At 52.5% G+C, this 13543-nt stretch carries 14 protein-coding genes; 5 read left to right on the forward strand and 9 right to left on the reverse strand.

The genetic code is table 11. The annotated features are described in order from the left end of the window. Positions 1 to 4: 4 nt before the first annotated feature. The 6 genes from KNP67_RS11850 to KNP67_RS11875 all read right to left on the reverse strand — a co-directional run bounded on the left by KNP67_RS11850 (position 5) and on the right by KNP67_RS11875 (position 4055). Positions 5 to 550, reverse strand: coding sequence for a GNAT family N-acetyltransferase (locus tag KNP67_RS11850; RefSeq protein ID WP_131472473.1), 546 nt, complete (start codon positions 548 to 550; stop codon positions 5 to 7). Between the two features lie 5 nt (positions 551 to 555). Continuing rightward, entirely contained in the window at positions 556 to 1191 is a 636-nt protein-coding gene (locus KNP67_RS11855; RefSeq protein ID WP_021067798.1) for a response regulator, read from the reverse strand. After that, positions 1188 to 2216, reverse strand: a complete 1029-nt coding sequence (locus KNP67_RS11860; protein WP_131472471.1) for a sensor histidine kinase — start codon at positions 2214 to 2216, stop codon at positions 1188 to 1190. Before KNP67_RS11860 ends, KNP67_RS11855 begins: the two co-directional genes overlap by 4 nt. Then, positions 2213 to 2905, reverse strand: coding sequence for a cell wall-active antibiotics response protein LiaF (gene liaF / locus KNP67_RS11865; RefSeq protein WP_214756675.1), 693 nt, complete (start codon positions 2903 to 2905; stop codon positions 2213 to 2215). Before liaF ends, KNP67_RS11860 begins: the two co-directional genes overlap by 4 nt. An 87-nt stretch (positions 2906 to 2992) precedes the next feature. After that, entirely contained in the window at positions 2993 to 3649 is a 657-nt protein-coding gene (locus KNP67_RS11870; RefSeq protein ID WP_021067801.1) for a PspA/IM30 family protein, read from the reverse strand. A gap of 22 nt (positions 3650 to 3671) precedes the next feature. Then, the gene (locus KNP67_RS11875) at positions 3672 to 4055 is read right to left on the reverse strand and encodes a lmo0954 family membrane protein (RefSeq protein WP_021067802.1); all 384 of its coding nucleotides are present in this window, start codon (positions 4053 to 4055) and stop codon (positions 3672 to 3674) included. A gap of 244 nt (positions 4056 to 4299) precedes the next feature. On the opposite strand from KNP67_RS11875, the gene rsgA reads away from it, so the two are divergent. Then, on the forward strand, positions 4300 to 5274 hold the full coding sequence (gene rsgA, locus KNP67_RS11880; RefSeq protein ID WP_131472467.1) for a ribosome small subunit-dependent GTPase A: 975 nt from the start codon (positions 4300 to 4302) through the stop codon (positions 5272 to 5274). Between the two features lie 208 nt (positions 5275 to 5482). Next, positions 5483 to 6709 carry an NAD(P)-dependent malic enzyme gene (locus tag KNP67_RS11885; protein WP_021067804.1) on the forward strand — a complete coding sequence of 409 codons (1227 nt, stop codon included), beginning with the start codon at positions 5483 to 5485 and terminating at the stop codon, positions 6707 to 6709. A 39-nt stretch (positions 6710 to 6748) separates the two neighbouring features. On the opposite strand, the gene pflA is transcribed toward KNP67_RS11885, so the two are convergent. Continuing rightward, the gene (gene pflA, locus KNP67_RS11890) at positions 6749 to 7465 is read right to left on the reverse strand and encodes a pyruvate formate-lyase-activating protein (RefSeq protein ID WP_021067805.1); all 717 of its coding nucleotides are present in this window, start codon (positions 7463 to 7465) and stop codon (positions 6749 to 6751) included. A gap of 56 nt (positions 7466 to 7521) precedes the next feature. Further along, positions 7522 to 9768, reverse strand: coding sequence for a formate C-acetyltransferase (gene pflB, locus KNP67_RS11895; RefSeq protein WP_214756676.1), 2247 nt, complete (start codon positions 9766 to 9768; stop codon positions 7522 to 7524). Between the two features lie 360 nt (positions 9769 to 10128). Between pflB and KNP67_RS11900 the strand changes: the two genes are divergently transcribed. From KNP67_RS11900 to KNP67_RS11910, 3 genes are read left to right on the forward strand one after another with little or no spacing between them, the layout of a single operon-like run. Beyond that, entirely contained in the window at positions 10129 to 10551 is a 423-nt protein-coding gene (locus KNP67_RS11900) for a hypothetical protein (protein ID WP_021067807.1), read from the forward strand. A gap of 54 nt (positions 10552 to 10605) precedes the next feature. Beyond that, positions 10606 to 11772 (forward strand): DEAD/DEAH box helicase, encoded by a 1167-nt coding sequence (locus KNP67_RS11905; RefSeq protein WP_131472465.1) that lies wholly within the window; start codon positions 10606 to 10608, stop codon positions 11770 to 11772. Then, positions 11769 to 12410, forward strand: coding sequence for a hypothetical protein (locus KNP67_RS11910; RefSeq protein WP_021067809.1), 642 nt, complete (start codon positions 11769 to 11771; stop codon positions 12408 to 12410). The genes KNP67_RS11905 and KNP67_RS11910 overlap by 4 nt, the downstream gene beginning before the upstream one ends. Before the next feature lie 29 nt (positions 12411 to 12439). Here the strand turns inward: KNP67_RS11910 and KNP67_RS11915 are convergent, their stop codons facing one another. Beyond that, positions 12440 to 13540, reverse strand: a complete 1101-nt coding sequence (locus KNP67_RS11915) for a hypothetical protein (protein WP_214756677.1) — start codon at positions 13538 to 13540, stop codon at positions 12440 to 12442. Positions 13541 to 13543 lie beyond the last annotated feature (3 nt).

The raw sequence follows: 13543 nt of genomic DNA on the forward strand, positions 1-13543 counted from the left end.
AGGATCACGCGTCGGCGTGATCCTTGTTTGTCGTATAGCCATATACATGCACATCGTGCGCGCGTTCGCCTTGTCGCATATAGCGGCGAAGCGTCCCTTCCCGCGAGAAGCCGGTCTTTTCGAGCATTTGTTGCGACGCGACGTTCTCGGTGAAGACGATGGCCCCGACCCGTTCCATCTCGCCTGTCTGCGCGGCATAGCTTAACGCGGCCTGGAGTGCTTCGGTCGCATATCCGTGACGCCAATAGTTCGGGTGAATTTCATAGCCGACTTCGGCACGTCGATGTCGCGGCGCTCGGTTATGGAATCCAATCGTTCCAATCAAGTCAGACGACTCTTTCGTCACGATGCCCCAGCGCATCACCGCACCGGATTCAATCCCTTCGAGCATACCGGCAAGCATTTGTTGCGTCTCCACGATGGACCTATGAGGTTCCATTCCGTAGTAGCGCAAGACGTTCGGGTCTGAAAAGATGGTAAACAGCCGTTCAGCGTCGGTCACGTCGAGTTGTCGTAATCGGAGCCGTTCCGTTTCAAGCATCGGTAGCATGCTGCTCACCCTTTACTGACGATGTTATGTTGAAATGCATAGACGACAGCTTGCGTCCGGTCATAGACGTCGAGCTTCGTCAAAATATTGGAGACGTGCGTCTTTACCGTCTTCAACGAGATGTATAGTTCGTCGGCGATGACTTGGTTCGATTTTCCTTCCGCCATCAACTGCAAAATCTCACGTTCCCGGGCCGTCAGACTCTCGTGCAACGTCTTTTCCGGGTGACGGAGCCGCTCAAGCATCTTGCCCGTCACTTGGGCGGCCATGACGGGATTGCCCGCTGCCGTTTGACGAATCGCATCGGCGATTTCATTGGCGTTTGCCGTCTTCAAGACGTAACTCATCGCCCCGGCCTCAATGACGGGATACACTTTTTCATCATCTAAGAAGCTCGTCACGACCAAGATTTTGGCGTCTTTCCAACTCGCCTTGATCCGTTTTGTCGACTCGACCCCATCGACAGGTTCCATTACTAAATCCATCAAGACCACATCCGGCTTTTCTTGGATCGCGAGTTCCGCCCCAGTCGCGCCGTCCGATGCCTCTCCGACGACTTCGATGTCAGGCTGCGTCGACAAGAACGCCGAGACTCCGGCCCGCACCATCTCATGGTCATCAATCAATACGACTCGAATCATTGTAACCCCTCCACTTGTTGTTTCACACGCACTTCAATCTGAGTACCGACGCCGGGCACACTGACGAGTCGTAACGTCCCGCCGACCTCAGCCGTCCTCTCTCTTATCGATTGTAAGCCATATGAGGCGACTTGTGTATCATCGACATTAAAGCCGATGCCGTCGTCGTTTATTTTTAAGATGACCGTTTGTTGCACGGTCCGCATTTCGATTTCGAGTCGCTTCGCTTTCGCATGTCGAAGCGTATTGCTGATCGCTTCTTGAACGATACGGAACAGTTCATTTTCGGTGTGACGCGACAACTCGACTTCTTCGAGGCGCCAGACAAGTTCGGTCGACTGTTTGCGCGACAACTCTTCTAACAATCGCTCGATACCCGTCTTGAGCGTCATCCCTTCAAGTTCGACCGGACGAAGTTGCAACAAAAGCGAGCGCATCTCGGCCTGAGCCGTTTGCGCCATCACTTCGACTTGTTCAATTTGTTTGGCGGCCACATCCGGCTTCGCCTCGATCGTCTGCTTGGCTGCCGTCGTCATCATCGAGATGGCGTACAGTTGCTGGCTGACCGAGTCATGCAACTCTCGGGCGACACGGCGCCGCTCCTCAACGACGGCTTCACTGCGCGCTTCCTCGACACTGACAGGCCGGTCACCGACCCGTTTCGCCATCTCGACCATTTCTGCGCGCTGTTTCGAGATGCGTGCAATTCGTTCGAGTGTGTCGCGATAAGGAGACAGCGGCCGGAACGTGATTTCTTTTTGATTCTCGAGCTTCCATAAGGCAATCGCCACTTCCCGGAAGTCACGGCGCAAATAAAAGTACGAACCGACCCCGAACACGCTGCCGATCAAGACGGCGATGACGAGGATAGACACACCGAAAGGCAACCCTTCTTCACGTGTGAACAGATCTCGGAGTGAAGTCGAGTCACCTATTAAAAATGCAATCGTGACGAACAGTGCCGTCAATAGGCTACTGAACAGTTGATGCCAGACGACGGTCCGTGGATACGAATCCTTCTTCATACGGTCATCACCTCGACACTTCCGCTCATGAGTACGATATGAATCCGGACTTTTCGTGTCGCCGACGCGTAATCGTCCGATGCCGTATAAAAGCGACGGTTGAACACCGGTGAATAATTCGATTCGTCGACTTGAATCTTGCCGAACCCGATCGAGGCGTCAATCGAGTAATCGTAACCTGCCGGAATGAGAATCCGGATATCCCCGGCGAGCCCATTCAACAGTAAGAACGTCTCTCCTTCCGGGATAATCGCGCGCGACAAGTCGAGTTCGACGTCACGCAACAAGAAAAATTCATTCGTGTCTTGGAGCACGTAGTGACCACTTTCTTTCGTCCCGAACGTAAACGCCTGTTCTTGCCGGATGTGCGACTTGAATCGGGTCGATTCGAGCGGACGGTTTTTATACAGCCGATAACCGAACATGAGCAGTAAGCCCGACAACACAAAACCAAATGCCGCCGACGAAAAGATGAGTCCGACGAGCATGATGCCGCCAATCCCGTAAAAGATATAGCTGACCGGCTGATTGCCTTTGCGGCTGAACCGTCGTCCGATATAAAGTAACAATAACGGGACGACCATGCTGAAGAGGACGCTGTTTCCACCCGTCACGATATCGATAAATAGTCCAATGGCAAACAAAATAATCATGAATCCGATGATTTGGCGTGTGTTCCAACGTTCCACGTTGCTTCCCCCTCTCTGACAGTATGTACAATGAAGCAAAGAAGCGATGGCCCAACTCATTCGCCGGACCATCGCTGAACCGTTGCGTCAGTCTTGTTTGAAACGACGCTCAAGTTCTTTTAGTTTTGCTTCGAAATCATCTTCATCCGCTGCATCGATTTTCTCTTCAGCGGCCGGTTCTTGCTTCTTCTCTTCTTCCGTGAACGGATGAGTCTTCGACGTCTCCGCTCCGAAGATTTGATCGAGCGCACCTTTCAATAAATCCAGGTTTTCTCGCATCGCGAACTCATAGCGTTTGTTTTGCATCTCATCGAGTTTCAGTCGCATCTCGAGGGCACGGCGCTCGAGTGCGTCGAGTTCACGCGCTCCTTCGTCGAGCAACCCTTCAAAGTAACGATACTGCTCACCGTAATGCTTCGACTCGAGTGCGGCCCGCTCCGCGAGTTTTTCTTCGCCCGCTTGTTTGGCGAGCTCGGTCTGCTCGTAACGCTTATCCGCCATCAGTTTAGCGTCATCACGTTTTGTCGCCAGCTCATCGAGGAGCGCTTTTTGACGTTCGACGAGACGTTCGACGGACATCGCTTCTTTTTCAGCACCACGGATGTGGCGGTTCAACTCGGCCTCCCCGCTCGAACGCGGTGCCGAACGTGGACCCTCTTTATCTTGGAACTTCTTCATCTCTTTCGACAATTCTTTCGTCAACTCGTTAGCTAAATCACGAAACTGGTCAAATGGTGTTTTCATCATAATATCCTCCTTGTGAAGCTTAGCGACGGTTTACAAACTTCTGCCACACTTGATCAAACGATTGAAAGCTGCTCCGGTTCGCACGCGAGCCGTCCGCATTCAAAATCTCGACGTCTTGTTTTTGGTTGGCATACATCATATACCCTTTAAACAATACCCATGCCACCACAATCCCGATTAACGCCCAAATATTCGATAAAATTGTGATGATCCCGATCACGGCAAGCGCGCCGTAACCGATTTTTGCGCCGACATGTGTCACGGCCATGAATCTGACTCCAGCCCACAGTGCTAAGAGCGCCCCCAAACCGAACATGATCATATTCGGTAAAAAGCCGATTAGAACGAGAACTAAAGAGATCGCGGCCACGATGAACAACACTTGTTTCACCTGGCGATTCATCTATCATCCCTCCTCGTTAAGTACACTCTTATCATAATACGTTATTTTTTATAGCGCGACGAGCGCAAGGCCCGTTTTCCCTCGGTCTATAGACTGAGATGATAGCGTTCTCAAATCCTGTGCTATACTAAAGGCATCGAACAATGAAAGGATGATGTTTTATGAGCACCGTATTCAACGCAGTATACACCTTGTCAGCCAATCGGAGGGCGACTGTCCTCCATCACTAAGAGGAGGATTCTATTTGAATCAAACAACAATCACAACGGGGCGTGTCACGGCACAGTTCCAACATATGTACACGGTCACGACCGAAAATGCAGCCTACACGTGCAGCGTCACCGGGAAATTCCGACATGAGGCTGAAAGCGAGCGCGACTATCCGGTCATCGGTGACTTCGTCGAGTTCACCGTTCGCGAACACGGTCAAGGCGTAATTCGACGTCTCCTTGAACGGCGCACTGTCCTATCACGGGCAGCCGCCGGCAACGAGACGCGCGAACAGCTGATCTGTGCGAACGTCGACTTTATCTTAATCACGATGGCGTGCGGACACGATTTCAATCTGCGTCGGCTCGAGCGTTACTCGCTCGCCGCGTGGGAAACTGGCGCCACGCCGTTCATCGTCTTGACGAAATCGGACCAAGTCGACAACGCAGATGCACTCGTCGACGAACTTACGTTGACAGTGCCTGGGGTCGACGTCTTCCCTGTCAGTTCAGTCACTGGTGACGGCGTCGAAGCGTTGCGAGCCGCACTGCCGAGCGGAAGCACCATCGTGCTCGTCGGCTCGTCCGGTGTCGGGAAATCGACGCTGACGAACGCGCTCGCCGGGACGACCGTCGCCGAGACACAGGCAGTCCGCGAGAGCGATGAACGCGGCAAGCATACGACGACGCATCGCGAACTGTTCCAGATTGACGATTTGTTCGTCATCGATACACCGGGGATGCGTGAATTTGGCCTTTGGGACGGGGCCGATTACCTCGACGATACGTTTCGGGATATCGAGGCGCTCGCCGAGGCGTGTCGGTTCCGGGACTGTTCACACCAGGCCGAACCCGGTTGTGCGGTCCGCAAGGCGATTGAAACCGGGATGCTCGACGCGAAGCGCTATCAAAGCTTCGTCAAGCTCGAGCGTGAACTCCGCTACGCCGAAAAACGACAAGCGGAAGCGGCTCGTCTCGCCGAGAAGAAGAAACGAAAAACGAAAGCTTAATCTACGAAAGGAGTCACAGAAAAACTGTGGCTCCTTTTTTGACCTTCCTGACCTAGCACCAAGTCCTATCAGCAATCCGACATTTGTGAACAACCGTTCAGAAATAGTTCGCCCAAATGCAGGTAAAACCCTCGAAAGTAAGCGGTTTCTCCGTTACAATGGACTCGTATTGTCACAGATTAAAATCGCTAATTATAGGGAGAGACTTATGAAAACATTGAACGAACGCGCACTCGAGATGCATGCCTTCCATCACGGAAAATTGGAAACGACACCGAAAGTCGACGTCGACACGAAAGAAGCACTCAGCCTCGCCTATTCGCCTGGCGTCGCCGAACCGTGCCGTCGCATCGCCGAGGATAAAGAGTTGTCGTATGACTACACGCTCCGCGCCAACACGGTCGCCGTTGTCTCGGACGGGAGCGCCGTGCTCGGTCTCGGCAATATCGGTCCAGAAGCCGCACTGCCGGTCATGGAAGGAAAAGCCGTCTTGTTCAAAAGCTTCGCTGGCGTCGATGCGTTTCCCATCTGTCTCGACACGCACAACGTCGATGAAATCGTCCGGACGGTCGAACTGCTCGCACCGACGTTTGGTGCCGTCAACTTAGAAGACATTAAAGCACCCGAGTGTTTTGAAATCGAAGCCCGTTTGAAACAATCGCTCCCGATTCCTGTCTTCCATGACGACCAGCACGGGACAGCCATCGTCGTTTTGGCCGGTCTCGTCAACGCGTTGCGCCTCGTCGATAAAACGATGCCTGAACTCCGTGTCGTCATGAACGGTGCCGGGGCCGCGGGCATCGCCATCGCCAAACTGTTGAAGCGTTTCGGTGTCGAGGACCTCGTCATCTGTGATACGAAAGGCGCGATTTACGAAGGACGCGTCGAAGGGATGAACCCGTTCAAAGATCAAATCGCCAAAGCGACGAATCGGAAGCAACACGAAGGATTGCTCGCCGACGTGCTTCAAGGTGCCGACGTCTTTATCGGTGTCTCGGCGGCCGGGGCCGTCACGGAAGACATGGTCCGCTCGATGGCCGTCGATCCAATCATCTTCGCTCTGGCGAACCCGATTCCGGAGATTATGCCAGACCTCGCGACAAAAGCCGGGGCGCGTGTCGTCGCGACCGGCCGTTCCGATTTCGCCAACCAAGTGAACAACGTCCTCGCCTTCCCAGGTATTTTCCGGGGCGCACTTGACGTTCGCGCCAGCGAAATCAATGAGGAGATGAAGGAAGCGGCCGTCCACGCGATTGCCGATTTATTGACCGAAGAAGATTTGGCGAACGGTGTCGTCATCCCGAGCCCATTCGATGAACGAATCGCACCGGCCGTGGCGGTCGCGGTCGCCAAAGCCGCCGTCGAGACCGGCGTCGCCAAACGTCCTCTCGATGAGGCCGCCATCCGTCAGCACGTCAGTCAAAAACATTTGTAATCCAAAAACTGCGCAGACCATGATGGTCTGCGCAGTTTTTTAAACGGTTCCTTGTAAAATCCCTTCCGCCCATTCGACTTCTTCCGTCGTCGGGGGTTTAATTCCTTTGAGCGGATAGTCGAGACCGAGCGCCTCCCATTTATAGACGCCCATCTCGTGGTACGGCAAAATTTCGACTTTCTCGACGTGGTCGAGCTTTTGAATGAACGCTGCCGTGCGGCGGAGCGCTCCTTCATCAAGTGTCCATTCCGGGACGAGGACGTGGCGAATCCACATTTTCGTTCCGCGCTCGGATAAATGTTCAGCGAGCGCGAGCGTGTTGACGTTGCTCCGTCCTGTCAGTTTCTTACACATGTCATCGTCGATATGTTTGATATCAAGCAACACGAGGTCCGTATGGTCTAAAATCGCATCCAAGTTAGGGGGACGGAGTGCACCGGACGTGTCGAGTGTCGTATGAAGCCCGTGTTTCTTTGCTTCACGCAAGAGCGCCTCTAAAAACTCTGGCTGCGCGAGCGGGTCGCCCCCAGAAATCGTGATGCCGCCTTTTGACGCTTCCATGAACGGACGATAGCTGAGCGCTTCTTGAATGACGTCCTCGGCCGAACGATGGTTATTCTTTTTGAAATCCCACGTGTCAGCATTGTGGCAATACAAGCAACGAAGCGCACAACCTTGTAAAAAGACGATAAAACGAATTCCCGGGCCGTCAACGGTTCCAAACGATTCGACCGAGTGTACATATCCCATTGTCATCGAAATGACCTCCTAACGAATGAGCGGCCCTCGAGTGAAGGCCGCCAAGCCTTTGTTTACAATGAACCGTGGAACGTCCGGTTGATGACGTCGATTTGTTGCTCCCGTGTCAATTTGATGAAGTTGACCGCATAGCCAGAGACACGGATCGTGAGCTGTGGATATTCTTCCGGATGCTCCATCGCATCGAGCAACGTCTCACGGTTGAAGACGTTGACGTTCAAGTGATGTCCTTTATGCTCGCCGCCCATATAACCGTCAAGGAGTGCCGCCAAGTTGAGTTCACGGGCCACTTCTTCTTTACCGAGCGCTTTCGGTACGATTGAGAACGTGTATGAAATTCCGTCTTGTGCGTGTTCGAACGGGAGTTTCGCGACTGATGAGAGCGACGCAGCTGCCCCTTTCGTATCGCGGCCATGCATCGGGTTCGCACCAGGTGCGAACGGTTCGCCGGCGCGACGTCCGTCCGGTGTGTTCCCTGTCTTTTTGCCGTAAACGACGTTTGATGTGATCGTCAAGACCGATTGCGTATGGAGCGCATCGCGGTACGTTTTATGCTTGCGTACTTTTTGCATGAACGACTCGACGAGCTCGACGGCAATCGCATCGACACGGTCGTCGTTGTTGCCGAATTTAGGGAAGTCGCCTTCTGTCTCGAAGTCGACGGCAATGCCTTGCTCGTTGCGGACCGGTTTCACGGTCGCATATTTGATGGCTGAAAGACTATCCGCCGTGACCGAGAGGCCGGCGATGCCACATGCCATCGTCCGTAAAATCTCAGGGTCGTGGAGCGCCATCTCGATTCGTTCGTATGCATATTTATCATGCATGAAGTGGATGACGTTGAGCGTGTTGACATAGAGCTCGGCGAGCCAATCGAGCGTCCGGTCGAAGTCGGCATACACTTTGTCGTACGTGAGCACGTCCTCGGTGTTCATCTCCCAAACCGGTGCGATTTGGTCGCCGCTCTTCTCATCACGGCCTCCGTTCATGCTATAAAGGAGTGCTTTCGCCATGTTGGCGCGGGCTCCGAAGAACTGCATCTGTTTCCCGATTTTCATCGGTGACACACAGCAGGCGATGCCGTAATCGTCACCGAACTCTGGAAGCATGAGGTCGTCGTTCTCATATTGGATGGCGGACGTCTCAATCGACATCTTCGCACAATATTGTTTGAAGCCTTCTGGCAATTTCGTCGACCAAAGCACCGTCAAGTTCGGTTCTGGTGCTGGCCCGAGGTTCGAGAGTGAATGCAAGAAGCGGAACGAGCTCTTCGTCACGTTCGAACGTCCATCCTCACTCATCCCACCGATTGACTCGGTCACCCATGTTGGGTCACCCGAGAACAATTCGTTGTAGTCAGGCGTGCGCAAGAACTTGACGATTCGAAGCTTCATGATGAAGTGGTCGACGATTTCTTGAACGTCCGACTCGGTCAAACGACCTGCTTCGATGTCACGTTCTGCGTATACATCGAGGAATGTCGAGACACGTCCAAGTGACATGGCGGCGCCGTTCTGTTCTTTGACGGCTGCGAGATATGCAAGGTATACCCATTGGTACGCCTCTTGTGTATTTTCCGCCGGACGGCCGAGGTCAAACCCGTACGCCGCACCGAGTTGTTTCAACTCTTGGAGGGCCCGGAGCTGCTCAGACATTTCTTCCCGTGTCCGAATATCTGCCTCTGATAAGAAACCGCCACGGTTCGCCAAATCTTTTTTACGTGCGGCAATCAAGAAGTCTAACCCGTACAAGGCAATGCGACGGTAGTCGCCGATAATCCGTCCACGGCCGTAAGCGTCAGGAAGTCCTGTGATAATCCCTGACTTCCGTGCTGCTCGCATCTCAGGTGTATACGCATCGAAGACACCTTGGTTATGCGTTTTGCGGATTTCCGAATAAATCTTTGTGATTTCAGGGTTCGGCTCGAAGCCATACGATTCAAGTGCAGCGTCGACCATTCGGATGCCACCGTTCGGATGAATCGAACGTTTGAACGGCTCGTCCGTTTGAACGCCGACCACTTTCTCGAGCTCTTTGTTTAAGTATCCCGGTCCGTGCGAGACGATTGTCGATGGGTTGTTTTGATCGACGGCCCAAACACCACCGCGTTCCCGCTCTTCTTTCGTCAATTCCATCACTTGTGCCCAAAGACGATTCGTCGCTTCGGTCGGTCCGACGAGGAAACGGTCGTCTCCTGTGTACTCATGTCGGTTCAAACGGATAAACTCACCGACGTTCACTTCGTTCGTCCACTGCCCAGGTACAAATCCTGACCAGGCTGATTTAATTTCGGTTGCCATTGTGGGTCACTCCTCATAGTTGAGATAACTGCGTGCTTTCTATAAGTTGAGTGTACGTGAAAACGTGAACATTATGTTTTACATTCTTGTGAAAGTTGTAACAATCTCATGAACGTTGGCGTGAAGCCGTTTTTGTAAGCGCTTTAAATTCTGTTATAACGTATTTCTCATTAACTATGAAACAGATAAATCACGTCACGACGCAATTCAAGTCGATTCTGTATCATCTGAATTCGGATGTGACGATTTGTACAGTTTTTAGTGTGATGTATATCACGACTCAGGGATAGAACTTGAATTTTTGCCTTACATCGGACACAATGAAGGCAGAACATTGTAGAAGAGGAAGGGGTTCTTCCCATGACGTACGAATTATTGACAGCTGATCACGACTTGAAAGCCGGTGACCGCATCTCCCTTAAAGTAGAAGCGAACGGTGAACAACGTGATGGATTTATCACAGAATTTGAAGACGCAGGTTTTTGGATTCGGTTTGACGACGACATCGAAAACGAGGATTTCATCGACTACCGCGATAACTTGCTCGTTGCTCTCATCTCGCGCCCGATTGACGTGGCAGCGACGTATCCAGAGCTCGCTTCATACGAACGGTTGACGAAAGAATTGCAGTATCGTGTGTATCAAGGCTTCACCGTCGAAGGCGTCGAGGCGTCGGCTGACCAAATCGATGTGCACATCAAACTCATCGAGGACGGACAGACGTTCACACAGACACTCCGTTCTTCATTCGACCAAGATACTGAACATGTTCGCTATATCTAAGACAGGGAGCGCTTATGCTTCCTTTGTTTTTGCCCCACGATAAGGAGAATTGATATGAACTTTACAAAACCATTTATTAACGAAGCCTGGGATCGCCTTGGCTTTACTGAACCAATGCCGGTCCAAGCCGAAGCCTTCCCGCTTCTTCTTGACGGAAAAGACGTCACGATCGAAGCGCCGACAGGTACCGGGAAGACGCTTGCTTATTTGTTACCCGCCATTGAAAAAATCGACACCTCGAACGACCGGATTCAAGTCGTCATCGTCGCGCCGACGCGTGAGCTCGTCATGCAGATTCAAACGGTCGCGCAACGCTTCACCGAGAAAGGTGATGTCCGCATCGCTTCATTTATTGGCGGTGTCGAATTGAAACGTCAAATCGACCGCTTGAAGAAAAAGCCCCATTTGATTGTCGGGACACCGGGCCGACTCGTCGAACTGATCGACAAGAAAAAATTGAAGCTTCATGAGACGCACACAATCGTCCTCGATGAAGCTGACCAAATCATCGATAGCGGATTAACAGAAGCTGCCGAACGCATCATCAAGCACACGGCGCACGAACATCAAATCGCCCTCGTATCGGCAACGCTCACAGACACGCTTCAAGCATGGGCTGCCCCGTTCTTGAAGGAGCCGGCACACGTGAAAATCGAACGAGCTGTGAGCAGTCAAGTGACGTACGGCTATATGTTGACGACACGCCGCTATAAGCCGGAATTGCTTCGTCGTTTGTCACATGTCAACGGCGTCAAAGCGCTCGCTTTCATCAACAACCGCTCATTCTTGCCACCACTCAGAGGCGAACTCGATAAAATGAAAGTGAATTACCGGATGCTCGACAGCCTAAAAGGGAAACGCGAACGCGTGGAGACGCTCCGCGAATTCCGGAAAGGCGACTATCCACTCCTCATCACGACAGGTCTCGCGGCCCGTGGTCTCGACATCGAAGAAGTGACGCACGTCGTCCACTTCGATTTGCCAGAATCGATTGACGACTTCATTCACCGCTCGGGCCGGACGGCACGCGGGAATGCGGCCGGGACCGTGCTCTCGCTCGTGACGGACGAAGACTTGACGCACTTGAAATCGTTCGCTCGCCAGCTAGGCGTGGAATTGAAAGAACTCGAGATTTATCGTGGCGACGTCATCGAGAAACGGATCGAGGATAAACCGCCGGTCGTGAAGCGTCCTGCGAACAAACGAGGACCGCGCCGATGAAAAAAGACCGGAAAGTAATTCCATTCCCTTTGCTTGTAGAAGAGTCCGAATTGCTGGCCGAGCTGAAAAAGTTGTATGAGCAAGCCGCGCTCGCGCGCAGCACACATTGGACGAACTATATTCAAGAGATCGCCTCGGAAGGCACATGGCAGTTGAAAGACGCCGAGCTATTCCGCGACCTGTTCATCGACTGGGCCGTCTTCTTCGAGACGGACGAGGACGGGATGACACCGCACGGCCGCTACTTGGCAGATCAAAAAGCCGACATGTCCCCTGCCTTGTATCACGCGCTCCGTGGCTTGGCGGTCCCGCGTTGCTCGGTGTTTGAAGTGACCGAGGAAGGACTGCGCGATTGGGAGACGAAAGAGACGTATCGCGTCAATCTCCCGGAAAAACGTGAGGTCGGTGACATCATGCTCGGCAAGCTGCTCGATATCCGAGGCAGCTGGCGTTTCGGGTCGGCGTTCCTCGCTCTTCCGGCGAAAATGGCCGGTAACGTGTCGGACCTGTATATCGACTTCACCGATGAGGTCGGTCCGGGTGCGTTCCTCGATCAGTTCCCAGAGTTCTGTGCAGAACTGATCGACATGTTGCTCGATTTAGAAGACGGGGTCATCGTCCCGAAACCATCAAAATAACCGAGAGGCGGCTGCCTCTCGGTTATTTGTTATTGTACATAATATTTCGTGTTGGATAACAATGCCTTCGCCGCATCATTCGTCGCCTTCACGACGGCGCTCGAGATGGCTTTCCCATCTTGATAGACGTCGATAACGGCCCCATCTTTCGTCGGGCGAATATGATACAGTTGGTTATCGACATACCAAGTCGTACCGACCGAACCATCGATGACTTGTCGCGTCGATTGCTTCCCTGTCTTCAAGTCGACAACGAATTCGGTCCCATCTTCCTGCAAGACGATTAATTGATCCTCATAGACGGTTGCGCCCCACATATCCCCTTCAGCTTTTAACTCGACGACACGCTTCTCTTCGGTGTCATAGGCATACACGCCTGGACGTTCCGTCTCGTTCGTGTACGTCTGACCATCTTCGGTTATCGTTTCGTATGTCCCAAGACGTACCGGGAGGAAACGATTATCGGCTGCGATGGTCATCCGGTTCTCATCGTAAAACCTAGATGTTCCGACAACACTAGAAATAAAGCCGTCTTCTATTGAGATTTCTTCAAGGGTGATTTCAGCCGCCCCTTCATCAAATACGGCGATTTTTGTTGCTGCCTGTCTGTCATAACCGTCACGATAAATCAAATGAACACGACCATCTTGAACGAATATGCCGTGCCAGTTCCCTTCCATGACTTCCACTGCACCGCTGACATTTGACGGGAACGTTGTCGTGGCAATGTCGTTGCCTTCGGTTCGGAAAAGAACGATTTCATCGTTTCCTTTTTGTCCGATGCCGACATACTCCTCTTTCGTGCGTAACGATTGGGTGAAACTAAGGTTTGTCATTTGACGATAGAACTTTCGCATCGTAGGATTGACCCGTTCGCGTTGTTTAAGCGCTTCTTCGACGTAATTTAAATGGGTCGTCACTTCGCTACCAGACCTGGTGATTTCAAACCGTTCCTGGACCTCATCCTCAGTTTCATAAAAGGCTTGTATCTTTTGATTTTCCCATACACTTTCATTTGTTTTGACATCGAGCACCCACTCCGCCGTTGATGCTTTCGAATCAATGGCGAACGTACCGAGCCCGATGATGACGACCGCACCGAGCGCGGCCACATTCCACATTCGTTTCATCTG

Origin of the sequence: Exiguobacterium sp. s157, from assembly GCF_018618205.1 — a bacterium.
Classification (GTDB): Bacteria; Bacillota; Bacilli; order Exiguobacteriales; family Exiguobacteriaceae; genus Exiguobacterium; species Exiguobacterium chiriqhucha.

What these genes read in the sequence shown, in the direction of transcription:
- pflA (WP_021067805.1), bottom strand. Translation starts at nt 7,465, where the DNA reads ATGACAATGGGATATGTACACTCGGTCGAATCGTTTGGAACCGTTGAC.
- KNP67_RS11850 (WP_131472473.1), bottom strand. Translation starts at nt 550, where the DNA reads ATGCTACCGATGCTTGAAACGGAACGGCTCCGATTACGACAACTCGAC.
- KNP67_RS11875 (WP_021067802.1), bottom strand. Translation starts at nt 4,055, where the DNA reads ATGAATCGCCAGGTGAAACAAGTGTTGTTCATCGTGGCCGCGATCTCT.
- KNP67_RS11885 (WP_021067804.1), top strand. Translation starts at nt 5,483, where the DNA reads ATGAAAACATTGAACGAACGCGCACTCGAGATGCATGCCTTCCATCAC.
- KNP67_RS11910 (WP_021067809.1), top strand. Translation starts at nt 11,769, where the DNA reads ATGAAAAAAGACCGGAAAGTAATTCCATTCCCTTTGCTTGTAGAAGAG.
- KNP67_RS11870 (WP_021067801.1), bottom strand. Translation starts at nt 3,649, where the DNA reads ATGAAAACACCATTTGACCAGTTTCGTGATTTAGCTAACGAGTTGACG.
- KNP67_RS11915 (WP_214756677.1), bottom strand. Translation starts at nt 13,540, where the DNA reads ATGAAACGAATGTGGAATGTGGCCGCGCTCGGTGCGGTCGTCATCATC.
- pflB (WP_214756676.1), bottom strand. Translation starts at nt 9,768, where the DNA reads ATGGCAACCGAAATTAAATCAGCCTGGTCAGGATTTGTACCTGGGCAG.
- KNP67_RS11855 (WP_021067798.1), bottom strand. Translation starts at nt 1,191, where the DNA reads ATGATTCGAGTCGTATTGATTGATGACCATGAGATGGTGCGGGCCGGA.
- KNP67_RS11860 (WP_131472471.1), bottom strand. Translation starts at nt 2,216, where the DNA reads ATGAAGAAGGATTCGTATCCACGGACCGTCGTCTGGCATCAACTGTTC.
- KNP67_RS11900 (WP_021067807.1), top strand. Translation starts at nt 10,129, where the DNA reads ATGACGTACGAATTATTGACAGCTGATCACGACTTGAAAGCCGGTGAC.
- KNP67_RS11905 (WP_131472465.1), top strand. Translation starts at nt 10,606, where the DNA reads ATGAACTTTACAAAACCATTTATTAACGAAGCCTGGGATCGCCTTGGC.